This window comes from Lysinibacillus sp. FSL K6-1151 (assembly GCF_038630755.1).
GTDB lineage: Bacteria > Bacillota > Bacilli > Bacillales_A > Planococcaceae > Lysinibacillus > Lysinibacillus fusiformis_D.
Window position 1 is genome coordinate 1,792,676 of record NZ_CP152040.1, and the last position, 24,277, is coordinate 1,816,952.

25 protein-coding genes are annotated in these 24,277 nt (G+C 39.8%); 17 read left to right on the forward strand and 8 right to left on the reverse strand.

The annotated features are described in order from the left end of the window. Positions 1 to 8: 8 nt before the first annotated feature. Positions 9 to 1,259 (reverse strand): helix-turn-helix transcriptional regulator, encoded by a 1,251-nt coding sequence (locus tag MHI04_RS08460; protein ID WP_271912961.1) that lies wholly within the window; start codon positions 1,257 to 1,259, stop codon positions 9 to 11. A gap of 123 nt (positions 1,260 to 1,382) precedes the next feature. Here MHI04_RS08460 and MHI04_RS08465 point away from each other — a divergent pair, with 123 nt between their 5' ends. Then, positions 1,383 to 2,678, forward strand: a complete 1,296-nt coding sequence (locus tag MHI04_RS08465; RefSeq protein WP_036129204.1) for an MFS transporter — start codon at positions 1,383 to 1,385, stop codon at positions 2,676 to 2,678. Between the two features lie 78 nt (positions 2,679 to 2,756). On the opposite strand, the gene MHI04_RS08470 is transcribed toward MHI04_RS08465, so the two are convergent. The 4 genes from MHI04_RS08470 to MHI04_RS08485 all read right to left on the reverse strand — a co-directional run bounded on the left by MHI04_RS08470 (position 2,757) and on the right by MHI04_RS08485 (position 6,506). Next, complete coding sequence (locus MHI04_RS08470; protein ID WP_036129206.1) at positions 2,757 to 3,473, reverse strand: lactate utilization protein C; 717 nt, start codon at positions 3,471 to 3,473, stop codon at positions 2,757 to 2,759. Then, positions 3,470 to 4,900 carry a LutB/LldF family L-lactate oxidation iron-sulfur protein gene (locus MHI04_RS08475; protein WP_342535515.1) on the reverse strand — a complete coding sequence of 477 codons (1,431 nt, stop codon included), beginning with the start codon at positions 4,898 to 4,900 and terminating at the stop codon, positions 3,470 to 3,472. The genes MHI04_RS08470 and MHI04_RS08475 overlap by 4 nt, the downstream gene beginning before the upstream one ends. A 15-nt stretch (positions 4,901 to 4,915) precedes the next feature. After that, a complete protein-coding gene (locus MHI04_RS08480) occupies positions 4,916 to 5,632 on the reverse strand; it encodes a (Fe-S)-binding protein (protein ID WP_058844720.1) in 717 nt (238 codons plus the stop codon). 145 nt (positions 5,633 to 5,777) lie between these two features. Beyond that, the gene (locus MHI04_RS08485) at positions 5,778 to 6,506 is read right to left on the reverse strand and encodes a FadR/GntR family transcriptional regulator (RefSeq protein ID WP_342535516.1); all 729 of its coding nucleotides are present in this window, start codon (positions 6,504 to 6,506) and stop codon (positions 5,778 to 5,780) included. A gap of 499 nt (positions 6,507 to 7,005) precedes the next feature. Here MHI04_RS08485 and MHI04_RS08490 point away from each other — a divergent pair, with 499 nt between their 5' ends. Genes MHI04_RS08490 through MHI04_RS08500 form a run of 3 tightly spaced genes read left to right on the forward strand, consistent with a single transcriptional unit; the run spans position 7,006 to position 8,654 of the window. Further along, positions 7,006 to 7,716, forward strand: coding sequence for a cytochrome c biogenesis protein CcdA (locus MHI04_RS08490; RefSeq protein WP_058844721.1), 711 nt, complete (start codon positions 7,006 to 7,008; stop codon positions 7,714 to 7,716). A gap of 51 nt (positions 7,717 to 7,767) precedes the next feature. Beyond that, positions 7,768 to 8,136: a response regulator gene (locus MHI04_RS08495; protein ID WP_036129242.1), complete on the forward strand. Its 369-nt coding sequence runs from the start codon at positions 7,768 to 7,770 to the stop codon at positions 8,134 to 8,136. Between the two features lie 23 nt (positions 8,137 to 8,159). After that, positions 8,160 to 8,654 carry a cytochrome c biogenesis protein CcdC gene (locus tag MHI04_RS08500; protein WP_036129247.1) on the forward strand — a complete coding sequence of 165 codons (495 nt, stop codon included), beginning with the start codon at positions 8,160 to 8,162 and terminating at the stop codon, positions 8,652 to 8,654. Between the two features lie 360 nt (positions 8,655 to 9,014). On the opposite strand, the gene MHI04_RS08505 is transcribed toward MHI04_RS08500, so the two are convergent. Next, positions 9,015 to 9,443, reverse strand: coding sequence for a DUF2621 domain-containing protein (locus MHI04_RS08505; RefSeq protein ID WP_141903346.1), 429 nt, complete (start codon positions 9,441 to 9,443; stop codon positions 9,015 to 9,017). 122 nt (positions 9,444 to 9,565) lie between these two features. On the opposite strand from MHI04_RS08505, the gene MHI04_RS08510 reads away from it, so the two are divergent. The 6 genes from MHI04_RS08510 to MHI04_RS08535 all read left to right on the forward strand — a co-directional run bounded on the left by MHI04_RS08510 (position 9,566) and on the right by MHI04_RS08535 (position 12,600). Continuing rightward, positions 9,566 to 9,781: a DUF1659 domain-containing protein gene (locus MHI04_RS08510; protein WP_058844042.1), complete on the forward strand. Its 216-nt coding sequence runs from the start codon at positions 9,566 to 9,568 to the stop codon at positions 9,779 to 9,781. A 13-nt stretch (positions 9,782 to 9,794) separates the two neighbouring features. Continuing rightward, on the forward strand, positions 9,795 to 10,019 hold the full coding sequence (locus tag MHI04_RS08515; protein WP_141903056.1) for a DUF2922 domain-containing protein: 225 nt from the start codon (positions 9,795 to 9,797) through the stop codon (positions 10,017 to 10,019). A gap of 66 nt (positions 10,020 to 10,085) precedes the next feature. After that, on the forward strand, positions 10,086 to 10,208 hold the full coding sequence (locus tag MHI04_RS08520) for a YvrJ family protein (RefSeq protein WP_080717186.1): 123 nt from the start codon (positions 10,086 to 10,088) through the stop codon (positions 10,206 to 10,208). Positions 10,209 to 10,312: 104 nt separating this feature from the next. Then, positions 10,313 to 10,921, forward strand: coding sequence for an SCO family protein (locus tag MHI04_RS08525; protein ID WP_036129262.1), 609 nt, complete (start codon positions 10,313 to 10,315; stop codon positions 10,919 to 10,921). Positions 10,922 to 11,035: 114 nt separating this feature from the next. Next, positions 11,036 to 11,995: a hypothetical protein gene (locus MHI04_RS08530; protein ID WP_342535517.1), complete on the forward strand. Its 960-nt coding sequence runs from the start codon at positions 11,036 to 11,038 to the stop codon at positions 11,993 to 11,995. A gap of 68 nt (positions 11,996 to 12,063) precedes the next feature. Further along, positions 12,064 to 12,600: a DUF1572 family protein gene (locus MHI04_RS08535; protein WP_036129271.1), complete on the forward strand. Its 537-nt coding sequence runs from the start codon at positions 12,064 to 12,066 to the stop codon at positions 12,598 to 12,600. Positions 12,601 to 12,641: 41 nt separating this feature from the next. Here the strand turns inward: MHI04_RS08535 and MHI04_RS08540 are convergent, their stop codons facing one another. Then, complete coding sequence (locus tag MHI04_RS08540) at positions 12,642 to 13,196, reverse strand: hypothetical protein (protein WP_036129275.1); 555 nt, start codon at positions 13,194 to 13,196, stop codon at positions 12,642 to 12,644. Positions 13,197 to 13,299: 103 nt separating this feature from the next. Here MHI04_RS08540 and MHI04_RS08545 point away from each other — a divergent pair, with 103 nt between their 5' ends. The 3 genes from MHI04_RS08545 (at position 13,300) to MHI04_RS08555 (ending at position 18,132) form a co-directional block, all read left to right on the forward strand. Continuing rightward, positions 13,300 to 14,133, forward strand: a complete 834-nt coding sequence (locus tag MHI04_RS08545) for a hypothetical protein (protein WP_342535518.1) — start codon at positions 13,300 to 13,302, stop codon at positions 14,131 to 14,133. Positions 14,134 to 14,288: 155 nt separating this feature from the next. Further along, positions 14,289 to 15,968 (forward strand): methyl-accepting chemotaxis protein, encoded by a 1,680-nt coding sequence (locus MHI04_RS08550; protein ID WP_342535519.1) that lies wholly within the window; start codon positions 14,289 to 14,291, stop codon positions 15,966 to 15,968. 202 nt (positions 15,969 to 16,170) lie between these two features. After that, complete coding sequence (locus tag MHI04_RS08555) at positions 16,171 to 18,132, forward strand: methyl-accepting chemotaxis protein (RefSeq protein ID WP_036129282.1); 1,962 nt, start codon at positions 16,171 to 16,173, stop codon at positions 18,130 to 18,132. A gap of 612 nt (positions 18,133 to 18,744) precedes the next feature. On the opposite strand, the gene MHI04_RS08560 is transcribed toward MHI04_RS08555, so the two are convergent. Next, a complete protein-coding gene (locus tag MHI04_RS08560; protein WP_058844956.1) occupies positions 18,745 to 20,139 on the reverse strand; it encodes an alanine/glycine:cation symporter family protein in 1,395 nt (464 codons plus the stop codon). 240 nt (positions 20,140 to 20,379) lie between these two features. Between MHI04_RS08560 and MHI04_RS08565 the strand changes: the two genes are divergently transcribed. The 4 genes from MHI04_RS08565 (at position 20,380) to MHI04_RS08580 (ending at position 23,926) form a co-directional block, all read left to right on the forward strand. Then, a complete protein-coding gene (locus tag MHI04_RS08565) occupies positions 20,380 to 21,078 on the forward strand; it encodes an aspartate/glutamate racemase family protein (protein ID WP_342535520.1) in 699 nt (232 codons plus the stop codon). Position 21,079: 1 nt separating this feature from the next. Further along, the gene (locus MHI04_RS08570) at positions 21,080 to 22,138 is read left to right on the forward strand and encodes a P1 family peptidase (RefSeq protein ID WP_342535521.1); all 1,059 of its coding nucleotides are present in this window, start codon (positions 21,080 to 21,082) and stop codon (positions 22,136 to 22,138) included. Between the two features lie 382 nt (positions 22,139 to 22,520). Then, positions 22,521 to 23,135: a M15 family metallopeptidase gene (locus tag MHI04_RS08575; RefSeq protein WP_080717149.1), complete on the forward strand. Its 615-nt coding sequence runs from the start codon at positions 22,521 to 22,523 to the stop codon at positions 23,133 to 23,135. Beyond that, positions 23,132 to 23,926: a M55 family metallopeptidase gene (locus MHI04_RS08580; protein ID WP_058844953.1), complete on the forward strand. Its 795-nt coding sequence runs from the start codon at positions 23,132 to 23,134 to the stop codon at positions 23,924 to 23,926. Before MHI04_RS08575 ends, MHI04_RS08580 begins: the two co-directional genes overlap by 4 nt. Positions 23,927 to 24,277: the final 351 nt, after the last annotated feature.

Here is a 24,277-nt window from a genome sequence, read left to right on the forward strand (position 1 = left end):
CCTTTATTTTAGGATATGGAATCAATTTGTGCCTTAATCGTCCGATAGACTTCCTCAATTTTGTGTTTATAGGGTAAATCAACTAATTCCAGTGAATCCGTGTAGGCCATTTTCGCAATGTCATAGGCTGTTGTCAGCTCCCCAAAATGGGCATAGCAAAGGGCTTTATAGGAAAAGCACTCATTTAAAGCTAGGATGTCATACGGATGGCTAATAAAGATCGGTTTTTTTGTAAAGTGTTCAAATGCGGCCTTCGCTTCCTCATAATGACCAAGTAAATAGCAGGACTTTCCTTTTTCAGCATAATAATAGTTTGCATCCAAAATTTCAAAATCTTCATGTATGAGCTCATTAAAACGCTCTATTTCTATCAGAGCCTGCTCATAATTAAGTTTGTAATTATTATAATAATGTGCTCGTAAAATAAAAATTAAAGCATCTACTTGAACACGTTCGGCAAATGCCCGATACTGTTCCAACTTCATAAACATATGCTCCGCTTGTTCAAAGTCATGGTCAATCATGGCACAATACGCACCAATACGATACATATCATCAATTTTATAGAACAGTTGGTTTTTATGTGCGTTGGCAATTGTCTCGTTTATTAACTTTTTCCCTTCCTCATGCTCCCCAATGGCAAGCTGTAAAACGCTTGAATAATAAGTCATTAACAGGGCATCCCGTGAATCAAGCTGATAGTCCTCTTGTTCAATGATTTCTTTTGCCTGTAAAATACAGCTATAAGCCAATTTATATTGCCGTTTTTCAGCGAAAATGGTCATTTGTAGAACGAAGGTTTTAAACCAATGGCTCAGTAAATTAATTTCTTTAAAGATGATACGTGCTTGTTGAAGTGGGGATTCCCATGTCGTTAATCCCGCTTCATACTGTGCATCAGTGTAAATATACAATAAACGGCCTGCTTCATAACTAAGCGGAAGCCCCTCTATAGACGGCCTAATCAAATCTACAATTTTTTGATGATGGTCTGCATCACCACGTTTTACTTCTGTAAATAAAATTTCAACCTGCTCTAAAAGCTGGCGAATGGAGGATGAGGTTACTTCTTCCAGTAACTCACTAGCCTTTACACCTAAACGCTCAGCAATATAGTCAAGGCTTTCCATTGAAGGCTTGGCCTTATCATTTTCTATTTGACTTAGCATTCCTTTTGTTAGACGATCACCAGCAAGTGCTTCTAATGTTAATTTTTGTTCTTTCCTTAATTTGCGAATGCGTGTGCCTAAAGAGTCCATTGCCTCGCCTCCTTTTGTTTAATTATATTAAACTTTTTATTGCGTGAAAAGGGGAAGCTGTGGTATATTTTGTTTAATATAATTAAACTTTTTAATTTAGTTAAAAAACGGAGGGATTTATGGATGAATGAAGCGGATAAATTAAAGAAGGCGACCTACCATTTATGGACATTCACGGCAAGCAAAATGATTGCCATGCTAGGAGCGAATGTCATGGCGTTTGGCTTCAGCTTGTATATTTTAGCGATGACAGGATCGGCGATGAGCTTTGCAACGAATATGATTTGTTCTGTACTACCACGTGCACTTGTAGCCCCTTTAGCAGGCTATGTTGCGGATAACTTTTCGAAAAAACGAACGATTTTAATCGCACAGGCAGGGACTATTTTGACCGTAGGGGGTTTGCTGCTCTATACAGAAACAGTAGGAATGTCTGTTTATGCCATTTACATAGCTACTGTTTTTAATACGATTTGCTCAGCATTTTCTGGTGTAACGTTCTCATCTGCCATTGCAACGCTAGTCAATCCAGAGCGTTTACAGCGTGCGATGTCCTTTAATCAATTGTCGATGTCTGTGGCTGCGATTGGGGGACCAGTCATCGGTGGTATGATGTATGGATTTTTTAACATGGATGTATTTTTAATGGTCAATATGGTGGCCTATACGATTGCCTTTTGTTTAGAGGCTACGATGGATTTTAATCTTTATAGTACAAGAGGGGCAGATGTGATAAAAGAAAAGATGTGGGATGGACTGAAAAATGGGTTTCATTACATCAAGCAACGTACAGTTATTAAAACCATTATGTGGGTGGCATTATGGATTAATTTGTTCTTTTCTGCTATCGCTGTAGGGGGAACATACATTATTATTGAATTGCTAAAAGTAAAATCCATGCATTTTGGTTTTATTGAGGCTTCAGGAGCAGCGGGTATGCTTGTGGCATCCCTTTATTTCGCAACAAGACCAGAAGTGAAGGTGCCGTTACGCTTTTCGAAAATGAGCTTATTGCTATTGGCTGGAAGTGTTGCCTTAGCAATTATCCCATTACTCACAAGCTTTTCCTATATAGCCATCATCATCTTTTATTTAATCATCTACTTTATTTTCGCAATTTTCGAAATGGGCATTAATATGCCGATTGGGGTGTATATGCAAAAAATTATTGCAGAGGAGTATCGCGGGCGTGTCTTTGGCTTAATGGAGACAATGGCGATGTCCATGATGCCAATTGGTATGGTGGTCTATGGAATGTTATATGATACATTACCAGCAACTATTATTTTACCAGTAACAAGCATCATTATTATTATCCTTTCGCTAGCACTGCTACGTCCATCTATCTTGAAGGAAGCACATCCAGAGTATTATGAAAAAGAAAACTCAAGTGAAAACGTTCCAAATACAACAACATAGCTCGAGGAATTGAAAAACCAAACGATCAAAAACACTTCAGCGTTTTGTAGATCGTTTGGGTTTTTTGATGAAGCCATTTCAACGATCCTCAATAACCAAATAAGTAGCTTGAATAGGGCCATGTACACCAACGATGAGAATCATTTCAATATCTGCTGAGTTGCTGGGACCTGTTATAAAGTTAATGCAGGAAGGAATGTTGTCACCACGACGGATTTTTTCGCTAATCCAACGTGCTGCTTGTGTCATACGAGGGACAATCGTACTTTTTGGGATTAAAATAATCGATTTTTCTGGTAAAAAGCTAACGCTTCTCCCTCGATTCTTACTACTAAAAAGCACAGCAGTTCCTGATTCCGCCAAAGTCATTTCACTTATCGTAATGCCAATATTTGCTTTTTCTGCTTGCCTAATATTTTCCTCAGGTTGCTGTGCATTCCATTCATAGAGTTCGATATTGGCTTGTGGCCATTGTTCGGTCATTAGTGGAGATAGTCCATAATCTTTCAATCTTTCGTCCTTCCATGTAATGACGGACTGACCACCATAATGGTCAACAATAGCTTGTAAATCCTGGGGAAGTGTGGACGTACTAGATATTTTAATATCCGTATGAATGTTAGCACATTGCTTGATTAAAACCTCTACTAATTCATCCTGTGTCGACTCCTTGAGCACACGATCTTGTGGCTGATACTGCCAAGTTGGGCGTGGAAGTTCTGTTTTAGGAGAACGGCCAAGCTGTTTAGCAATGTTAGCTAAAAAGCTCTCTCGGTGTTGAATCATACTTGTCATTCATGCTTGCCTCCTTTTGTACGCTGCTGCATCCAATCTCGGAAACTATCTTTATTTGGTGCTGGGAAATCCCTTGCTTCAGTCCAAGCCTTTAATGGGCCTGGCCCCTTTGAAATGGTATGGTCCTTCGTAAAAGGGGACATAGCTGGAGCAGCTATTTTTGTTGCCATTTTATAGAGAGTAGGGGAGGAAGCCCCTAAACCGAAAGCCTTCATTAAAAGCTTTTCAGACACGGGTGCTTTGCCTTCATTCTCTACAATAACTTGACGATGTCGATGAATGAGCTGATGTAAAGGAATTTTAACAGGGCATGCATCCGTGCAAGCACCACACAATGTAGAAGCGTATGGCAGTTCTTTAAAATCATCATAGCCTCCTAATAACGGAGACAGGACAACCCCAACAGGACCAGAATAGATAGAGCCATACGTATGCCCGCCAACATGTCGATAGACTGGACAAGCATTGACACAGGCAGCACAGCGAATGCATTGTAAAATAGGTTGAAATTCGCCACCTAAAATCGCAGAGCGCCCATTATCAACTATGACTAAATGGAATTCCTCAGGTCCATCCGTTTCGCCCTCGCCTTTAATCCCTGTTAGTGTGGTAATATAGCTTGTTAGCTTTTGACCAACCGCACTTCTAGTTAGTAAGCTAACAAGGACCTCCATATCTTCAAATGTAGGAACAATTCTTTCCATCCCCATGACTGTGATTTGCGTTTTCGGCAGCGCTGTTACTAAATCCGCGTTGCCCTCATTTGTGACGAGTGTAATCGAACCACTTTCTGCGATAGCAAAGTTGCAGCCTGTAATACCGATATCTGCGGTTAAATATTCCTGTCTTAATTTTTCCCGCACATAGAGAGCAAGCTCCTCAGGCTTCTCGGTTTGACGATAGCCTTGTTTTTCTTTAAAAACATCGCGAATTTGTTCCTTATTTTTATGCAAGGCTGGCGCCACAATATGGGATGGCGGCTCGTGATCTGCGACCTGCAAAATATATTCGCCTAAGTCTGTCTCAATCACTTCACAACCAAGCGCCTCTAAAGCCGTGTTTAAGTTAATTTCTTCTGTCACCATGGATTTTGACTTCACAATTTTTGTCGCATTCTTTTGTTTCGCAATACTTTGAATGTACGCTGTTGCTTCTTGTGCGGTTTGGGCAAAGAAAACATGTCCACCTCTTTTAGCAACATTTTCACTTAATTGATAGAGGTAATAATCTAAATTAGCTAAAACATGCTTGCGAATTTCCTCACCATGCGAGCGCCATTCTTCCCAATGTCCCAATTCTCTTGTTTGTTGAAGGCGGCGTGTTTGGAAACGTTCTTGGGCACTCGAAACAGCATGACGCATAAATTGATTTTCCAGCTCTTTCGTTACACGTTGATGAAAGCGATCATCACTTGTTTTCATAGCCATTCTAATTTCCCCCTCTTAACGGCAGTTTAAGACTTCTGCAATATGCATCACTTTAATCGGCTTGCCTTGACGGTGAATGCGGCCACCAATATTCATTAAACAGCCAGCATCTGCCCCAATTAAAATATTTGCCCCTGTTTCTTCCACATTGTGTACTTTTTCATTGACCATTTCTCCAGAAATATTGCCCATTTTGACTGAGAATGTACCACCAAACCCACAGCATCGATCTTTGCCAGGGAGGTCCACATAGTGTAAGCCCTTGACATTTTTTAATAATTGAAAAGGTGCATCTGTTACACCAAGCAATCGTGTCATATGACAGGATGTGTGATAAGTAGCTTTGCCTTCTAAATGAGCTCCGACATCGTTTATCTTTAAAACGTTGACAATAAACTCTGTAAATTCATAGGTTTTATCTGCTAATGCTTGTGCCTTTGTTGCCCAGATCGGGTCTTCTTTAAAAACCTCAGGATATTCTTTTAACATATAAGCACAAGAACCTGAGGGGGAGACGACGTATTCAGCATGCTCAAAGGCTGTAATCATTTTTTTCATCGCATTTTTCGATTCCTTCACATAGCCGCTATTGTAGGCAGGCTGACCACAGCAAATTTGATCCTCTGGAAAATCAATCTCACAGCCAAGTCTCTCTAACACCTCAACAACGGCTTTCCCTACATCCCCTTGAAACAAATCCACTAGGCAAGTGGCAAATAGTGTGACTTTCATCTTTATCGCTCCTTTTTAAAAAACAACTGGTCATCTGATGACTTATCGGTGATTTTATCATACAACAAATTTTACAGAGAATAAAACTATTTTTCATGAATTTTCGGAAAATAAAAAAACTACCTAGTGGGTGCTAGGCAGTTTACTATGATTGAGACTCAGTTGTTTCAAAATATTGTAAGAGCACTTTTTCAACATTGCTTAAATGAGACGCCATGGCATGTTTGGCTAGCTCCTCATTTTGTTGTTTAATTGCGAGGAAGATTTGCATATGTTCGTCATATAATTGTTCACTCGTTGTTTTCTGGGAGTACAACCATATTCGTCGCGTTTCTTTCATCGTGTCTATCATTAGGCCAGAAATTTGATCTAAGATTGTAGCGAGTAGAGGGTTTTGTGAGGCAGTGGAAATAGCTGCATGGAATTGATAATCTACTTTTTCACCGAGTTCACCATCCCCATGTGCTTGCTTCATGTTCTCTAAAATTTGTAACATCGCTTGTACATCCTGTTCTGAACGATGGATTGCTGCACTTGCTGCTGCTCCTACTTCAATTATTTTACGCACCTCTAATAAATGCGCAATATCCTGTTTATTTGTTAACATGGCAGTGGATAAAGGAAAATCAAGTTGCTTGGCTGGTACACTTTTGACAAAAGTTCCAGAGCCTTGCTTGATTTCAATTAACCCCATAGCTTTTAATGCAGAAAGCGCTTCTCGAACGGCGGATCGACTCACTTGTAATTGTTCGGCAAGCTGTTCTACAGAGTCCAGTCGATCGCCTGGTTTTAGGATACCAGCCCTGATTTTTTCATGCAGGATTTCGGATACTTCTTCATAAATCTTTTTTGGTTTAATTTTTCTTAATTTCAAGGGCTACACCTCTTTTTTTCGATCCATTGCACATCGGTTATCAATATTATACATGAAAAGTAGTCATATACTCATGGTTAACATGAACACTTTGTGGAGTAGGGGATACTTGTCGAAATGTAAGATAATAATATTGTTAATGTTACCTTATAATATGGTCATCTGATGACTTGGTGTTATGATGAATCTGTTCGTCTGAATAGTTTCTTACAATAATTATGAGGGTTTCACTACTAAAGCCTCTTTCAACAATAACGGCAAGCAATCGACAATGTCAAGGCTAGAGGAAAGGAGTGAGCGATAACCTCTATAATAGGGTAGAAGAATGGCGGATTATGTTGACAGAAAATCAAGAGGAGGGCATAATGCAGAAGGAGCTTGATGGAACTTCTTAAAAACCTCATTATTTTGCCATGAAACGTTCACAAACAGAAAGGACGCTTTTTAGCCTTTTTTTTGGTACGATGAATGCAGTAACTGTAAGGAGCGATTAAAAAATATGGGATCTGATATTAACGTATTTTTAGCTTTTGGTGCAGGGTTTTTAAGTTTTATTTCACCATGTACTCTTCCACTATATCCAGCATTTTTATCGTACATAACGGGTATGACACTAGATGAGCTAAAATCAGAAAAAGGCATGCTTCAAAAACGTGCCATTTTCCACACATTATTCTTTTTACTAGGATTTTCAATTATCTTTATCATTATTGGACTAAGCGCTTCATTTGCGGCGGAGTTTTTCCTAAATTATCAAACTTTATTACGACAGGTTGGCGCTATTTTAATTGTAGTATTCGGTTTAATGATTGTCGGATTATTGCAAGTAGACTTCTTAATGAAGGATCGAAAGTTCCAATTTAAAAATAGACCGTCTGGCTATTTTGGATCTGTCTTAATTGGTATTGCCTTTGCGGCAGGTTGGACACCATGTACGGGACCAATCCTTGCGTCTATTATTATGTTAGCTAGTACAAATCCTGGTGCGGGCTTTAGCTATATGCTTGCGTATTATTTAGGATTTGCGATTCCATTCTTCGTGCTATCTTTCTTTATTTCACGTATGACATGGATTCGTACACACAGCCAAAAAATTGTGAAAATCGGTGGTTATGTCATGATTGCCGTGGGGATTTTATTATTCTTTGACGGCTTAACGTATATTACCCGCGTTTTACAGCCTATTTTCGGTGGATTTACAGGCTTTTAATTTGTTAAACTAAAAGGCATACCGAACTTTAACGCGGAGGGAGATGAACATGTGCCTACAGTTTTAGTAGTGGATGATACGCTATTCATGCGTGTTGCAATCAGTAATATGTTTTCAGAATGGGGTTATGAGGTAGTCGGTAAAGCAGCAAATGGCAAAGAAGCTGTGGCGATGTATCGTGATTTACAACCAGATTTAGTCACAATGGATGTAACGATGCCCGTTATGACCGGTATTGCGGCAGTAAAAAAAATCGTCCCAGAATTTCCAAATGCAAAAATTATTATGGTGACAGCATTAGGTCAGCAAAAATTAATCGTAGAAGCGATTGAAAGCGGCGCCAAGGATTTTATCACAAAACCTTTCGAGCCAGAAAGATTAAAGGCTGTCGCCGATCAATTACTTGGACAAAATTGCTAATTAGACATTAGAGGAGGATTTTTATGTTGAGCAGTATCCCTTCTCACTATTATGTTATAGGGTCAACTATCATGGCCATTCTTATGGGCGGCTTTGTGATGATCATACGAATGAGAGCTTCCAAAAAGCCGACAAATGAGAAGAAAATTATTATCCCACCAATTGCCATGTCTTCTGGTGCACTCATGTTTTTATTTGAGCAATTCCGCGTGCCAGCCATGCAAATTTTAGAAGCAGCCGCGGTGGGCATGTTGTTCTCGACAATCTTAATTGCTACTTCAAAATTTGAAGTAAAGGGACGAGACATCTATTTAAAACGTTCCAAAGCCTTCGTTTTTATTTTATTCGGTCTGTTAATATTCCGAGTCGTAGCGAAAATGATTTTAAGTAGTTCCATCGATGTCGGTGAATTAGCAGGTATGTTCTGGATACTAGCCTTCGCCATGCTATTACCTTGGCGAATCGCTATGCTGATCCAGTTTAAAAGAGTCAAAAAAACAATCCCAAAACTACACTAGTGCAGAAGCTAGTGTAGTTTTTTTGTGCTTGAACAGCAAAAGTGTGGATAGAAGCTTAAAAGTAGAGGATAGAATTTTGAAGCGTGGATAGAAGCTCAGAAGTGGTGGATAAAACAGCAAAAGTAGCGGATAGAATGAGGAAAGCGAAGGATAGCTTTGCGAAAGAAGAGGATAGAATTTTGAAGCGTGGATAGAAGCTCAGAAGTGGTGGATAAAATAGCAAAAGTAGCGGATAGGATGAGGAAAGCGAAGGATAGCTTTGCGAAAGAAGAGGATAGAACCAGAAAAGCAGCGGATAGCCACGAACACCCACATTATAAATAAGAAAAAACGCTGCACATAGCTTCGTGCAGCGTTTTTTTAATCAAATAAATGTTCGTAGGGGGCGATGTCAATGTGCATTTGTTCTAATTTTTTGCGTAAAAATTTGTGATCGCGTTTTGGTGTGGCCTGGATATATCCACGAATAATAAGGTCATTATTGATGGCAGCAGCTTTTTCTTCTAATGCGAGCTCGCCAATTTTTCCTGCAATTTTTTCCTTTGCTACTTGTCTAAAGAGCTCAGGTACAGGGCTTACTAGCTCATAGAGTAAGTCTTTTTCAGCTTGTCCCCATAAGTGAATCGTTCTATCTAAATAATATTCTTGCCAATCTAAATCTGATTTTCCATCTTGTTTAGGGAGTGCCTTTAAAAATTTTCGGAACATGAAGAATCCGCCAATAGCCATCAATGAAATGAGGACGACAACCCAAAATAAAATAAACCATAAAAACCAACCTTGTAACAAATCGTTCACCTCTTTGCCTTCTCTCATTCTATTATAAGAGCTTCCGAAAAAAAATTCATCCTATAATGTCCCTTTTTTAGCAATTCGCCATTATATAGTGTGCAGAAGGGAGGTGAGACTCGATGGTAGACGTTCACTTTTTAAATGCAACACTGCGTCTTAAGTATGTGACGGGCTATGATGAACAAAATGAACCAATATTCATCACAAAATCATATCGAAATATTAGCCCCTCGCATAATGAGGGCGACTTAGTAGCGGTTGCACATGTCATTGCTAGTCTTTCATCACAGACATTGGCTAGTATTGTCAAGCAAGAAACAAACGAGTTATCTTAAGGAGGAATCAAACATGACACAAGTTTTAGAGTTACTCTTTGCAACGACTGATGGGAAAACGACAACACTTACAATTGATGCACCAAAGCCGCATATCACAGCGGCTGAAATACAGCAGGCTATGACATCGATCATAGGTAAAAATGTCTTTGCTGGACAGACTGGTGCTTTATCTTCCATCAAGGGTGCACGCATGGTAGATCGCCAAGTAACAGAATTTGATGTAGCAACAGAATAATTCAAAACTGGTCTTTGCAATGAAACCGCAAAGACCTGTTTTACTGTAGGAGAGAGGGGGAGACAAATGGAACCGTGGCTGAACATGATATCCGATATCGGTTTTCCGATTTTAGTGTCATTTTATTTATTGCACCGTGTGGAAGTAAAGCTCGATGCGATTCATGCGGCGCTCGTTTCGTTAAAATGAAATTTATTTCACAAAGATGTACGAAAGCTGTCACGTAGAAGTTCTTGTCAACGTTTACAACCTACGGTAGGATGAGGGTAGTGTAGGTTAGGGAGAGTGTTGACATGAAACGTAAGTTAATAGGGCTAGTTCTACTTTTAGCCTGTGCATCTGTGCTTGGCGCATGTGGAAATTCAAAATTTAAAGCAGACTACAGCCTCGAAATACCCGATTTTGAACATATTAATCAACGTGGTGAAACCGTTTCGCTCGAAAGTTTAAAAGGTAAGCCTTGGATCGGTATGTATATTTTCACGAACTGTATATCGATTTGCCCGCCGATGTCATTGAACATGGCACAAGTGCAGGAAAAGCTCCAGAAAAAAGGAGTAGAGGATTATCACATCGTTGCCTTTTCAGTAGATCCAGACGTTGATAAACCAGAAGTGTTAGCTAATTATATCAGTAAATACAATGTGCCAGATGAATCTAAGTGGAATCTTCTGACAGGCTATTCACAAAAATATATTGAACAGTTTGCAGTGAAAAATACAAAGATATTAGTGAAAAACGACCCTAACAGTGACCAAGTCATTCATGGCAATCAATTTTTCTTAGTGGACAAAGATGGTGTAATGGTCAAAATGTATAATGGCTTTGCTGAAAATATTGAAGATGTACCAATTGATACGATAGCTTCCGATATCGAAACATATATTGATGAAAATTTATAAAGAAGCAATAAACCGTCTCGAATTTTAGAGGCGGTTTTTTTATGTCATTTTAAGCTGGAAAAATAATCTTTTTCTGGTTGGGAATCGTTTATAGTGTGGAAGGAGGGAAATTACATGTCAAATAACGAAAAATTAGAGCAGCTAATGGCTATACACACGGAGCTATTGAATGGGAGGTACTTTTCCATGGATAAGCATACAATGCAGGCGTTACAAGATGTTTCAGCACATAAAGAAGCAATCATACATAAGGTTCGCCAACAAATTCAGCAAGAGCCTTATCCGTCCAAACCAAAGTGGACGTATCGTGCAGTTACCATCATGATGACATGCTCTATTTTATTTTTCATTGCCTGGCAAGCAGCCAAACCGTCTAATCAACTGACGACACAGGTAATGAATGAAGAAGAAAAACCTCCTTTTACGGATTTGTTTCAAACAGAAGTGGAAGGAACAGATACAACATACAGTCAGTTTTTCCCGCTAGCCAATTTTTTAAGTCAGGCAAAAAATATCAAATATTATGCACCACTTCAGGGTTTCGTGGCTATGCAATCAGTAGCAACCTCACTGGGCAATGTCGTTCATCTTACTACACCGGAAGAGTTGCCATTTCAACCAAATATTCAGGAGGTCTATGCGGTATCATCCAAAATGGATGATGGCAGTCAACAAACGCAATTTCAATTTAGCTATAAAGAAAAATCCTCCACTGGCAGGGATCTACAATACATTAATTTCTCAGTGACAAATGTAGATCGTAATCCCTTATCAACATATATTAAATCGAAAGATATTGAGGAAACTTTAGAGATTAAAGTTTCAAATGTAGGTTTAAATTTTATGAATCCTTTATATTATCGGGAGATGACACCAGATCGAGGTTTTGTTTACATTTACTATAATTACGATGAAACAGATAAGCGGATCTTTCAAATGACTACAAATGCCAATGAATTTTATACGTACTATAACGGCTATGTCTATCATATTGGTTATCAATTAGATGGCGACCCACAAGAAGTCCAAGAAAAAATGGCGACCATTGTAAGAGCGTTTATTCTTGGCGATTAGTAAAGCACAGATGAGACAATCCCTTTGAACTATTATAGAATGATAGAAAAGAGGGGATGGGTACAATCATGACAATCGCACACACTTATTTACAAGTTGTTCAAAAAAGATTTAACAATGTGAAAGAGCAAGGGGATAAGGCGCTTGCCCAATTAGAAGAGGCACAGTTACATTGGGCGTATAATGAGGAATCCAATAGTATCGCAGTTATTGTGAAGCATGTTAGTGGCAATATGATTTCACGCTGGACAGATTTTTTAACGACGGATGGTGAGAAGTCTACGCGTAATCGAGATGATGAGTTTATGGATAGTCTTCACACGAAAGAGGCCATGCTCGTAGCTTGGGAAAAGGGTTGGCAAGTGTTTTTAGACGCCTTAGCGAGTTTAACAGAATCTGATTTGCAGCGATATGTCACAATTAGAGGAGAGCAGCTAGCAGTCATTGATGCCATTGAAAGACAGATGGCGCATTATGCACAGCATGTCGGTCAAATTATTTATATTGCGAAACAAGTTAAGGGCTCTGCTTGGCAAACGCTTAGTATTCCAAAAGGACAGTCACAGGCTTTTACAGAATCCATGCTAGATAAACAGCAACGTTAACTAAAGAAAGATCGTAGCCAATAACATGTGCTACGATCTTTTTATGTTAAATATAGCTTGTACATGGTCGTTTCTGCATCAATAGCTTGGGCGAGTTCGAATGCTTCCTGCTGATTTCTTTGATTCGTGATGATCTCATAGAAAAAGCGAATAAGAAACATGAGATTTGCGTTACCTTCTATATAATCATCGGGTGCTAAATAGGAGTGACAGCCACTTTCTAAAAAGGCTGTCGCTAGCTGTTGCCAGCCTAATGTACAGCCAGCTGCTATCACCTTGACATCCTGTAGCTGACAATAGGATAGGACATCCTGTCGTTCAAAGTAGATACTTTTAGGTTCATTGTCTTCATATACATCTTCGCCTAACTCGGGTAAACAAAAGCGTCCCTCATTACCGTGGAAGTTTAAAATAAGATAGTCCATTTTGCTTGGCAGATCCTCTCCAGACAAGACATCAATCAAATCATTTGGTCTTCCGATTAAATGAATTGTCACCCGTGCATCAAAGGATTCTAGTGCCGCTCTGATGGCCATGGATTCGAAATCACAATCAGGTCCAATGACTAAATGTACGTATAATGCTGGTTTACTCATATTTGCTTCACCTCTATTATTAGTATAGATGAAACTTATTGGGAGTGTAAACCGTATATTACAATAATTACTATATATAAAAGTCTGTAAAGGAGGCGTAGGGATGCACAAGGGAGGCCATATTTATACACTGTTACTAGGCATTATTCTTAGTATAAGTACACTTCTACTTTTCAGTTACAATGAAAGGCAGCGAGAGGAGCTAGTATCCCTGCATCATAGTGAATTTCAAACAATTCAAGAGGCTTGGTATTTGTCTGGAAGTGATAGCAAGGAGCAATATTTGTATCCATTAAAGCAAGTGTTCTACATCAACCGTTATGAGGTGAAAGACAAGGAACATCTCCAACAAGCATTACAGTCCCCAAAAAATCCGGTTAGTCGACCAGCTAATGCTACTACGGTAAGCGACTTATATATACGTCTTTATAATGGCAAGGAAATGGCCGTGAAGGTGATTAGCAAGGATGAACGATTATTCCTAATGGATCAGAAAACGATGCAGTATTATGAACTAAAGGCACAAGATATGGTGGATTATTTTCATTTGTTGAATGAAGAAAGTAGAATGCCGTTTCTATTATTTATTGTGTATACAATTATATTTTTCAGTCTAGCCTTTATGCTAGCAAAGAAACTTACAGGGGCTAAATCGATAGAAAAAGAAACGGCTCCTCCCATATATTTAAACAAAGCGAAGAGCAAGAGACCGTTAGCAGATTTTATTTTTCCAGCCGCCTTGCCATTCGTTATTACATTTTCTTTGCAGATCTATGGGGCTCAGCATAGCTTATTGTTACTAAGTGCTATTATGCTTACTTCAGGTATTCGAGAATATGTTGAAAAAAGAGGGCTTTTTCTTAAAATAGTTCTGTTGCTCCCTCTCTTTTGGGTTTACCTCTACGGTTTCCAAATGCTTTCTACCTATTTAAACTAGCGATATAGTGGATATTATTGTCAATAGATTGAGCGTGGAGTTCTTATTTTTGTTAAATTTTAGTGATAATTTATGAGGATAGATACATATTATATAGGTTAATAGGTTTAGGTAGGCTATACTCAATATGATTATAGTAGAATTGAGGGAATCATATGAGACTAACTGTGGAACGAAAACTACAAATTGCTTTTGGCATTGTACTCGTCTTCCTACTGCTTATTTCAGGTATTGCATTATACTACTTGAATCATAATAATCAGACTCTAGCAGAAATTGAAGACAAGACAGAATTTATTCATTTATATCAAGATATCTCGTTCCAAACAGTTCGAGCAAATGCAGCTATTCGTGGGTATATATTATATGGCAAGGAAGAAATGCTTAACAACCACCATGAAATCCGCGAGACCTTACATATGTCGATTAATCGTCTCCAAGAAAAAGGCGATAGCAATGAAGAGTTTGAGCAGTTTTTACAGCAACTAGCCGATTGGGAAAAGGCGATAGATGGGCAGATAGTGCCACTTTATCAACGAGGAGATCATCAACAAGCCCAACAGCAAGCATTGCCAATTTTAGGTGAAGGTTCTCTGAAGTTAGTTGTCTTTGGCAAGACGATGGCAACGGCTCAACAGGAAGAGATGCAAGCTCATATTGAAGCAACCAAGCAAGAAGGGGAAAGAAGCGGGGTAGAAATTACAATACTAGCCGTTATTTCTTTGATTGTTAGTATCATCATTGCCACAGTATTTGGGAGACGAATCGCTAAAAACATTCAGCAAACAGTAATAGAAATGGATAAATTCTCTGAAGGGAATTTGCACACGCATTTACAATTTAAAACCAAGGATGAATTCGCCCATTTGGCCGAGTCCTTTAATAGTATGTCACAAAAGCTTCGACTGATGATGAAACAAGTAGGCAACTCCTCCGAACAAGTTGCAGCCACATCAGAACAACTGACGGCTAGTAGCATGGAGGTTACACAGGCGACAGAAGTGGTGACGGAATCTATTCACGATATTGCACAAGGAATTGACCAGCAGGACACTTTAACAAGCGATGTACGGAATTTATCAGCTCATATTTTAAAGAAAATGAATGATATTTCTACAAGTATCCATAACGTGAATCATGCAACCGTCGAAACGAAAAATATGGCGAGTATAGGGCGTTCTTCTGTGCATGATGTGACGGAACAAATGAATGAAATTTCTGCCAATACAAGCGAGTTAAATACCCGTGTGCAAGATTTAGATGACAATACAGCGGCGATTGTAAAAGCCGTGAATGTCATTAAAAGTATTGCGACACAAACCAATTTACTGGCAATCAATGCCTCGATTGAAGCGGCAAGAAGCGGCGAACATGGCAAAGGCTTTGCGGTTGTTGCAGAGGAAGTACGTAAGCTAGCAGATGAGTCCAATCTTGCAGCAGGGGACATTGAAAAAGTAGTGGCACAAATTACCGATAGCACGAGAGTCATTGAAGAGGATATGGTCAATAGCAATGATTCGGTCCATGTAGGACGTGAAAAGGTCAATGTGGCAAGAGATAATTTTATACAGATTGATGATGCCATTAATGATGTACAAGCACAAACTGAGATAGTGACAACAGCCATTCGGACTATTCATCAGGATGTAGAAAAGTTAGTCAAAGAAATTGATTATATTAGTGAAGTCTCAATGAAATCGAGTCGCCATGTACAAAGTGTTGCAGCCTCTTCAGAAGAACAAAATGCAGCAATGGAGGAGGTAGCAGCCTCCTCTACACATCTAGCGAAAATGGCGATAGATTTGCAAGAGTCTATACAGTCATTTAAATACTAAGGAAACACTACCTCTGTATATTTACAGGGGTTTTCTAGTTGTCTGCAAAGCCTGAATAATAAGAAATTCAAAAATATGTTTGAAAAATAATATTTCATCCGATAAAAGCTTTGGGAGAAATGTGAAGCAGATAAAGAGAGGGAAATACTGTGGAAAATAGCTTGCTATTTTTTCACGACAAGAATCAAAAGGAGATTGATATATGAAGAAACTATTTAGCAGTTTTAAGGGCAAGCTTTATACTTTATTTGCGCTAGTATTACTAATTCCTGTCATTTCTGTTGGGAGTTTATCTTATTTATCTGCAAAAGACTCAATAGAAGAAGAAATATTATTTAGTGCCAATGAAAGTGTGGGCATTTTAAATAAGCTTATTGATAAAACCATTAGCGAAAAAATGGATGATATCAATGTATTTAGCAGTGAATTAGATGCAGGAAAATATCAGCAATCCCAAGCCTCTATTGAGACGAATTTGCATCAGTATGTAGAGCTAAATCCAGATGTGCTAAGTATTTATATTGGCATGAACGATGGCTCCTTTACACAAGAGCCAAAATTAAATGATGCAGACTATAATCCACTAGATCGAGATTGGTATAAAGAGGCAACAGCCCTCAAAGGAGAAACGTTAATCACAAATCCTTATAAAGATGCAGGAACTGGCGATATGGTTGTGACGGTTGCCAAACAGATTAAGGATCATGCTGGGGTTGTGGCTATTGATATTAAACTGACAGACCTTCAAAAAATTGCAGATTCCATTCGAATCGGGAAAAATGGTTATCCTTCTATTTTTGGTGAAGAAAATATGGTTATCTCACACCCTACGCTTGAAGCTGGAGGAAAACTAAAAGAAAGCTTCCTCGATCAAATGTACGAAAATCCTTCTGGTACCTATAAATATGTCTTTGACGGTGATAACCGAATCCTGTTCTATACAACAAATGAACTGACTGATTGGAAAATCACAGGGACCATTTTTGCCAAAGAAATTGATGAATCGGCATCTAAAATTTTATACCATACGATTTTAGTGCTGATTGCGGCTATTGTTATTAGTACGATTGTCTTTTATTTTGTTATGAGGGCTGTGTTAAAGCCAATTAAAGCTTTAAAGGATAGTGCTGTGACGATCAGTAAAGGCGATTTGACAGAAACGGTGACGGTTACGTCGAAGGATGAGATTGGTCAATTAGGACAAGCCTTTAATGATATGCAAGAAAGCTTACGGACACTTATTCAAAAAATTGAGCAAAATGCAGAGGAAGTGGCTTCGTCAGCAGAGGAGCTAACAGCCAACGCGAATCAAACAAGCATTGCAACGGAAAAAGTGGCGATTTCTATTCAGGATGTTGCCTCAAGTGCTGATTCGCAAACGATCAGTGCCAATAAAAATGCAGAATCACTGCATGAGCTTTCAACAGCTATTTTGCATATTGCCGAAATATCCTCTGCTGTGACAGACCTTTCGCAGCATGCAACATCACAAGCAGATGAGGGTGGACAAGCTGTGCAGAATACGAAGGATCAAATGCAATCCATTCATTTATCTGTAGCAGATTCCAATGCGAAAATCCAAACCTTGCATGAACGATCTCAGCAAATTACGTCCATCTTAGATGTCATTACGAGCATTGCCGATCAAACGAACTTACTTGCATTAAATGCAGCTATTGAGGCGGCAAGAGCAGGTGAGCATGGGAAAGGCTTTGCCGTTGTGGCAGATGAGGTTCGCAAGCTAGCAGAACAATCACAAGAATCGGCCAAACAAATATTTGAGCTTATTCGAGGTATTCAGCAAGAGACGGAGCAATCTGTCAGTATTATGGCGAAGGTAACGGAGGATGTGCAAAGTGGTCTGCATATTTCGGATGAAGCCATTGCAAAATTCCAAGTCATCATGGCAAGCATGAATGAAATTACACCTAAAATGGAGGAAGTCTCTTCAGCCTCTGAGCAAATGTCAGCAGGTGTTCAAGAGGTGGCAGCCGTAACAGAAGATTTGGCATTCTCTGCAAAAGGCAATGCTTCTGCATCCGAGGATGTAGCGGCATCAACAGAGGAACAATTAGCCTCAATGGAAGAAATCAATGCCTCGGCACAAGCACTCGCACATATGGCGGATGAATTAAAGCAACTGATTAGTCAATTTAAATATTAAAGCACAAACGCCACTCCTATCAAAAGGAGTGGCGTTTCATGTTGTTGAAAAAAGGTAATGTCAACGGCATAATAAGCAATTTTGTAAGGCGAGGGGTTGATTTCCGTTCCGCCAGCGTCCTTTCCAGGGGGCGTCCGATGAGCCGCTTCACTCACTGCGTTCGCTCCAGGGTCTCCTCTGTGACGCTAAATCCCCTAGGAGTGACACTGGCTCCACTCCAATCAACCATTCTGCCAAAGTGTCTTTTCCTGAACAAAATAGCCCATTATTTATAGTATAAGAGAGGATAGCTTCTTACTTTCAATGTGGAGAAGTGATGTGTGACAACACTCCTCCATAAAAGAGTAGTGAGTATGTTCACTTTTTTGCTAAAAAGTGAACATTTTTATTTTATGGATTGGAGTGGAAGGCTACTTGACTCCCGTGGGAATAGCGAGACAGGCGAGCCCCTGCACGGAGCGGTAGCGGAGGAAGCGGCTCGGCGCTCGCCCACAGGAAAGCAAGTAGCCTGCAACGGAAATCCTTTTTCACCTTTCACATAAATTCTATGGATGGTTTTGTTTTTCAACACTATGAAACGCCACTCCTATCAAAAGGAGTGGCGTTAGCTGTTTATCGATCTTCTTCCCAACAGTCTGTATTTTTTAAGGTTGGAATTGATTTTGCATAAAAGACAGGATTTTTACCAGCTTTACGTTGCTGTGTAAAGTCGTCTAATACAAGGAAGGCAATTTTACCGAGAATAATAATAATGGCTATATTGATGAGCGCCATTAGACCCATAAATAGGTCAGCTAAATTCCATACAAGCTGTACCTGAGCTACAGAGCCAAACATGACCATAGCTAACACTAATATACGATAGCTAAACATCCAACCTTTATGCGCATCCATAAACTCAATATTGGATTCACCATAATAATAGTTTCCAATGATCGAACTGAAGGCAAAGAAGATGATGGCGATAGCAATAAAGTAAGGAGCCCAGTCCCCAACTTGGACAGCTAAAGAATTTTGCGTCAAGATAATGCCGTCACTTTCGCCTTTATCATATAAGCCAGCTAAAATAATGATAAAGGCAGTCGCTGTACAAATCATGATCGTATCAAAAAAGACACCTAAGCTTTGTACCAGCCCTTGTTTGGCAGGGTGTGAGGTATTGGCAGTTGCCGCCGCATTAGGTACACTCCCCATACCAGCCTCGTTGGAAAATAAACCACGACGGACACCTTGCATAATAGCCGCCCCAATTGCACCACCAGCAGCTTCCTGTAGGCCAAATGCATGCGTGAAAATTAAGTTAAAAACATGCGGGATTTCCGAGAAATTTGTCACTACAACGAAAAGGGCTACAAGTAAATAGAAAATCGCCATGACAGGTACAAGAATTTGCGTCACCTTCACAATTCTATGAACACCGCCAAAAATAATTAAGGCTGTTAAGGCGACAAGTATTATCCCAATGATCGCTGGTTTGATATCAAATGCTTCTCCAACTGACGTGGCAATTGTATTGGACTGTACAGCATTAAAAATAAACCCAAAGCTAAATGTTAATAAAATACTAAAAATAATTCCTAGCTTTCGTTGACCTAACGCTTTTTCCATGTAGTAGGCAGGTCCACCCCGGAATGTATTACCATCCTTCACTTTATAAACCTGTGCTAAGGTACTTTCAATAAAGGCAGTAGCCATCCCTAAAATAGCGATGATCCACATCCAAAAAACAGCACCTGGTCCTCCTACACCAATGGCTAAGGCAACACCTGTAATATTCCCTGTGCCGACACGTGAAGCAGCACTAATAGTAAAAGCTTGGAACGGTGATACACCTGATTCGCCCTCTCTTTTTTCTACAATTAAACGAAACATTTCAGGAAACAGACGAATTTGTACAAACTTCGTACCAAATGAAAAATATAGTCCTGCTACGATCAGTAAGATAATTAGGATATATGTCCATAAAACATTATTTCCACTATTTACAATACTTGAAATCCATTCCATAAGTTGTCCTCCTTTCACAATACGCTTTAGTCTACACTGTTTTTTTATAATAAATCAACATTTCTAAAATAATGGAAATAATCATAATATTTTGTGGTTTTAAAATATTTAAATGGATAGAGTTGCTTTAAATACTATTTTTCTGTCATATTCGATAGGGAGATAAAGCATTGAATTTGGAAAATTCTCTTATTTTATTGCGAGTTATGCGTATAATAATAGAAAAGGAGTGTGATGTTGATGAAAACAATCGGCTTAATTGGTGGGATGAGCTGGGAATCCTCCGCTGCCTATTACAGGCTCATGAATGAGCAGGTCAAACAGCGACTAGGAGGCTTACATTCTGCCAAATGTATTTTATATAGTGTGGATTTCCAACAAATTGAGCATTTTCAAGCGAAAGGAGAGTGGGACAAAGCGGGGAATGTTCTGGCACAAGCAGCGCAATCACTTGAGCGTGCAGGTGCAGATTTCGTTATTATTTGTACGAATACGATGCATAAGGTCATTGATATTATAGAGGCAGCGATTACCATCCCGATTTTACATATTGCGGATGCAACAGCTAGACAAATTAAAGAAGCAGGTCTACAGAAAATAGCCCTTCTTGGCACGAAGTATACGATGGAGCAGGCGTTTTATAAAGCAAGAGTGGAGGGTTTCGGTATTGAGGTTATTGTGCCAGACAGCCACGAACGAATGGAAGTAAATCGCATTATTTATGAAGAACTGTGTTTAGGTATCATTAAGCAAGACGCCAAAACGTACTATATCCAAGTTGTTGAGGAGCTTGTGCAAGCGGGGGCACAAGGAGTGATTTTAGGCTGTACGGAGATTGGTTTATTGATTCAGCAGGAGGATATTAGTGTGCCAGTGTTTGATACAGCAGCCATTCATGCACACACTGCGGTGTCCATGGCGATTCAGGAGGAGTTGTAATATGCCAGGCAAGGTACGACAAATGGGCATCAAGATTGGCAAGTTACCAGTTGGACCAAAAAACTGTATGACCGATGTAGCGGGAGTTCAGGTGGGACATGTCACATTGGATGAGCCATTAGATCAGGACGGTGCTTATGCGTGTACAGGAGTCACAGCCATTTTACCGCATGGTGGTAATTTATTTCAGCAAAAGGTAACGGCGGCAAGCTATGTGTTAAATGGTTTCGGAAAAACAACGGGACTTGTGCAAGTCAATGAGCTTGGTGTGATCGAATCACCTATTATGTTAACGAATACCTTTGGCGTGCCAGCCGTTACACAAGGAACACTAAGCTATATGTTGGACTTGAATGAAGATATTGGGCTCATAACAGGAACGATTAATCTTGTTGTAGGCGAATGTAATGATAGTTATTTAAATTCGATTCGAGCGTGTCCCGTGACACCAGAACATGCAATAGTAGCCATTCGTCAAGCCTCTACGGATATAGTACAGGAAGGAGCCGTTGGAGCAGGGAAAGGTATGATGTGTTTTGGCTATAAAGGGGGGATTGGTTCGTCTTCTCGCCTTGTTAAAGTTGAACAACAGGAAATTAGCTATACAGTAGGTTGTCTAGTTCTCAGTAATTTTGGTCAAAGCACTGATTTTTTAGCCGAGCGTTACAACGCTTCCAATAGGCAAAGCCAATCAACATTATCTCCTACAGATGGTTCAATACTTATTATTCTTGCAACGGATGCCCCGTTGAGTAGCCGCCAATTGCTGCGTGTCATTAAACGCTGTGGTATCGGTCTCGGTCGGACAGGTAGTCACTTTTCACATGGTAGTGGAGACGTAGTCATTGGTTTTACAACGGCACACAGTATTCCTCATACGACAGATCAGCTGATGGAAACAAGAACACAGCTACGTGAGGATCATCCCGTCATGAATCAGTTGTTTGTCGCCGCAGCTGAAGCGACAGAGGAAGCGATACTTAATTCATTATCTCAGGCCCAGACTACAACGGGACGCAATGGCCATACAGTGGAAGCTTACGCTTTTCATAAGGCATAACGATTAAAGCTATTGAGACATCATCCATGTTTCGATAGCTTTTTTTGTACTTCGTTAGCATGAGCGAGCAATGTGATGAATAAAATCCTTAACTAGAGGACAAAAGTGATTTTTCGACAGTGTTTTGCTGGAATATGAATCATTATAGGAGAAAAACTATTATATTGTAATTATTCCTTTTTTATCTAGTCAATGCTAGAGAGATATGATAACATTCATTTTAAAAAACTGAATTATCTAAAAATTAAGGAGGTGTGCCAATATCATCAACCTATTTCAACCAATAGCGGCAGCTGTAAATAGGAATCCACCTCTATCTCCGTTTGTTCGTGAAAACGGTGAGCCGCTTATCCGGGTCACAGCTACACATCCGAGACTATTCATGGAGCCTATCTACTATCAGCAACAGATTCCTGATAGTTTGCAAGTTATTTATGTGCGAGAAGGGGTCTATAAGCGTTTGCAGCAGGCGTTAACGTTATTACCACAGGAATATAGTCTCTTACTTTATGATGGGTATCGTCCGTTTCAAGTACAGCAATATTTGTTTACCCATTTTTCAAAGCAATTAGCGCAACAAATGCCACAGGCAACACCACAGGAGCTTGTGCAGGCTACGAAAAAATATGTAGCTTTGCCAAGTGAAGAATCCGCCCATTTAGCCCCACATTTAACAGGTGGTGCAATTGATGTCACGCTGGCTGATGTCCACGGTAAAGCGTTGGATCTTGGTACAGCTTTTGACGAAATGCATGAAAAATCTGCGACACGTTATTTTGAACAGCACTTGAAGGAAAATCCGCTAGCCTGTCAGCATCGGCGTCTGCTGTACAACTGCTTGTCACTTGCTGGATTCACGAATTATGCAGAGGAATGGTGGCATTACGATTATCACAATGTGGCATGGGCAAGACGTGTGCAAGCACAGGTAGCCCATTATGGAGCAGTACACGCAACAATACAAAATCATAATGTAAAGGAGTTGCGATTTCTATGAAGGTTTATATTAGCGCAGATATTGAAGGGATTACAGGTACAACATCATGGAGTGAGACCGAGTTAAACGCACCGGACTATCTGTTTTTCCAAAGACAAATGACACGAGAAGTAGAAGCAGCCATTGAAGGAGCGATAGCAGGAGGCGCCACAGAAATTTTATTAAAGGATGCCCACGATTCTGCTCGCAATCTCGACATTTCCAATTTACCAATCAATTGTAAAGTCATCCGTGGCTGGACATACGATCCAATGTGTATGGTGGCAGGTCTCGATCAAAGCTTTGACCGTGCCATTTTTATTGGCTATCACAGTAAAGGAGGAAGTGAGCGCAACCCACTTGCCCATACACTTTGCACATATGCCGACGTCAAAATTAATGGTCATTATGCAAGCGAATTTTTAATCAATACGTATGCGGCGGCTTTACATGATGTTCCTGTATCCTTCGTTAGTGGGGATGTGGGGCTAACAGAGGAAATACAGGCCTTGAATGAACATATGATTACATTTGCCACAAAGGAAGGCATCGGAAATGCAACGATTAGTGTCAGCCCACAGCTAACCATTATGGAAACCAAACGTCTGGTAGAGTCTGCAATGAAAGTGCCACGTGCTGATTTGCAGGTAGCGTTACCAGAACGCTTTGTGGTGGAGATTATTTATCGAGACCATACACGAGCTTATCGCAATTCTTTCTATCCAAATGCCACATTCAAACCACATAATACCGTAGAGTTTATCACCGATGATTTTTATGAGGTGCTTCGTATTTTACAATTTTTAACATAATGCTACTGAGCTTGCTTTATCAATGAATGATCAATAGTGATAGCTTCGTTCCAAAATAGGAATAGAGTGCTCATCCAGGAAAAGCCTTACAAAGCGCTCATCGAAGCGATGAGCTCGCTCAGAAAGAGGAGAGGCGCTCACCCGAGTGAAAAATTTGCTCAGTAAAGCGCTTGCCCCGATCACAACAAGGCAAAATCGCTCATTCCAGCGAAGCCACCACTCAAAGATGTAGTCAAAAAGCAGTGGGACACGCTGTCCAATATGTTTGATTTGATAGAACCTACAAATTTATCTCATTACCGTGACAACGAGCATGGAATCGTTGTGCATTTCATCGATAGTGGGTCGATT

What these genes read in the sequence shown, in the direction of transcription:
- MHI04_RS08460 (WP_271912961.1), bottom strand. Translation starts at nt 1,259, where the DNA reads ATGGACTCTTTAGGCACACGCATTCGCAAATTAAGGAAAGAACAAAAA.
- MHI04_RS08465 (WP_036129204.1), top strand. Translation starts at nt 1,383, where the DNA reads ATGAATGAAGCGGATAAATTAAAGAAGGCGACCTACCATTTATGGACA.
- MHI04_RS08470 (WP_036129206.1), bottom strand. Translation starts at nt 3,473, where the DNA reads ATGACAAGTATGATTCAACACCGAGAGAGCTTTTTAGCTAACATTGCT.
- MHI04_RS08475 (WP_342535515.1), bottom strand. Translation starts at nt 4,900, where the DNA reads ATGGCTATGAAAACAAGTGATGATCGCTTTCATCAACGTGTAACGAAA.
- MHI04_RS08480 (WP_058844720.1), bottom strand. Translation starts at nt 5,632, where the DNA reads ATGAAAGTCACACTATTTGCCACTTGCCTAGTGGATTTGTTTCAAGGG.
- MHI04_RS08490 (WP_058844721.1), top strand. Translation starts at nt 7,006, where the DNA reads ATGGGATCTGATATTAACGTATTTTTAGCTTTTGGTGCAGGGTTTTTA.
- MHI04_RS08500 (WP_036129247.1), top strand. Translation starts at nt 8,160, where the DNA reads ATGTTGAGCAGTATCCCTTCTCACTATTATGTTATAGGGTCAACTATC.
- MHI04_RS08510 (WP_058844042.1), top strand. Translation starts at nt 9,566, where the DNA reads ATGGTAGACGTTCACTTTTTAAATGCAACACTGCGTCTTAAGTATGTG.
- MHI04_RS08515 (WP_141903056.1), top strand. Translation starts at nt 9,795, where the DNA reads ATGACACAAGTTTTAGAGTTACTCTTTGCAACGACTGATGGGAAAACG.
- MHI04_RS08520 (WP_080717186.1), top strand. Translation starts at nt 10,086, where the DNA reads ATGGAACCGTGGCTGAACATGATATCCGATATCGGTTTTCCGATTTTA.
- MHI04_RS08525 (WP_036129262.1), top strand. Translation starts at nt 10,313, where the DNA reads ATGAAACGTAAGTTAATAGGGCTAGTTCTACTTTTAGCCTGTGCATCT.
- MHI04_RS08530 (WP_342535517.1), top strand. Translation starts at nt 11,036, where the DNA reads ATGTCAAATAACGAAAAATTAGAGCAGCTAATGGCTATACACACGGAG.
- MHI04_RS08535 (WP_036129271.1), top strand. Translation starts at nt 12,064, where the DNA reads ATGACAATCGCACACACTTATTTACAAGTTGTTCAAAAAAGATTTAAC.
- MHI04_RS08540 (WP_036129275.1), bottom strand. Translation starts at nt 13,196, where the DNA reads ATGAGTAAACCAGCATTATACGTACATTTAGTCATTGGACCTGATTGT.
- MHI04_RS08545 (WP_342535518.1), top strand. Translation starts at nt 13,300, where the DNA reads ATGCACAAGGGAGGCCATATTTATACACTGTTACTAGGCATTATTCTT.
- MHI04_RS08550 (WP_342535519.1), top strand. Translation starts at nt 14,289, where the DNA reads ATGAGACTAACTGTGGAACGAAAACTACAAATTGCTTTTGGCATTGTA.
- MHI04_RS08555 (WP_036129282.1), top strand. Translation starts at nt 16,171, where the DNA reads ATGAAGAAACTATTTAGCAGTTTTAAGGGCAAGCTTTATACTTTATTT.
- MHI04_RS08560 (WP_058844956.1), bottom strand. Translation starts at nt 20,139, where the DNA reads ATGGAATGGATTTCAAGTATTGTAAATAGTGGAAATAATGTTTTATGG.
- MHI04_RS08565 (WP_342535520.1), top strand. Translation starts at nt 20,380, where the DNA reads ATGAAAACAATCGGCTTAATTGGTGGGATGAGCTGGGAATCCTCCGCT.
- MHI04_RS08570 (WP_342535521.1), top strand. Translation starts at nt 21,080, where the DNA reads ATGCCAGGCAAGGTACGACAAATGGGCATCAAGATTGGCAAGTTACCA.
- MHI04_RS08575 (WP_080717149.1), top strand. Translation starts at nt 22,521, where the DNA reads ATGGAGCCTATCTACTATCAGCAACAGATTCCTGATAGTTTGCAAGTT.
- MHI04_RS08580 (WP_058844953.1), top strand. Translation starts at nt 23,132, where the DNA reads ATGAAGGTTTATATTAGCGCAGATATTGAAGGGATTACAGGTACAACA.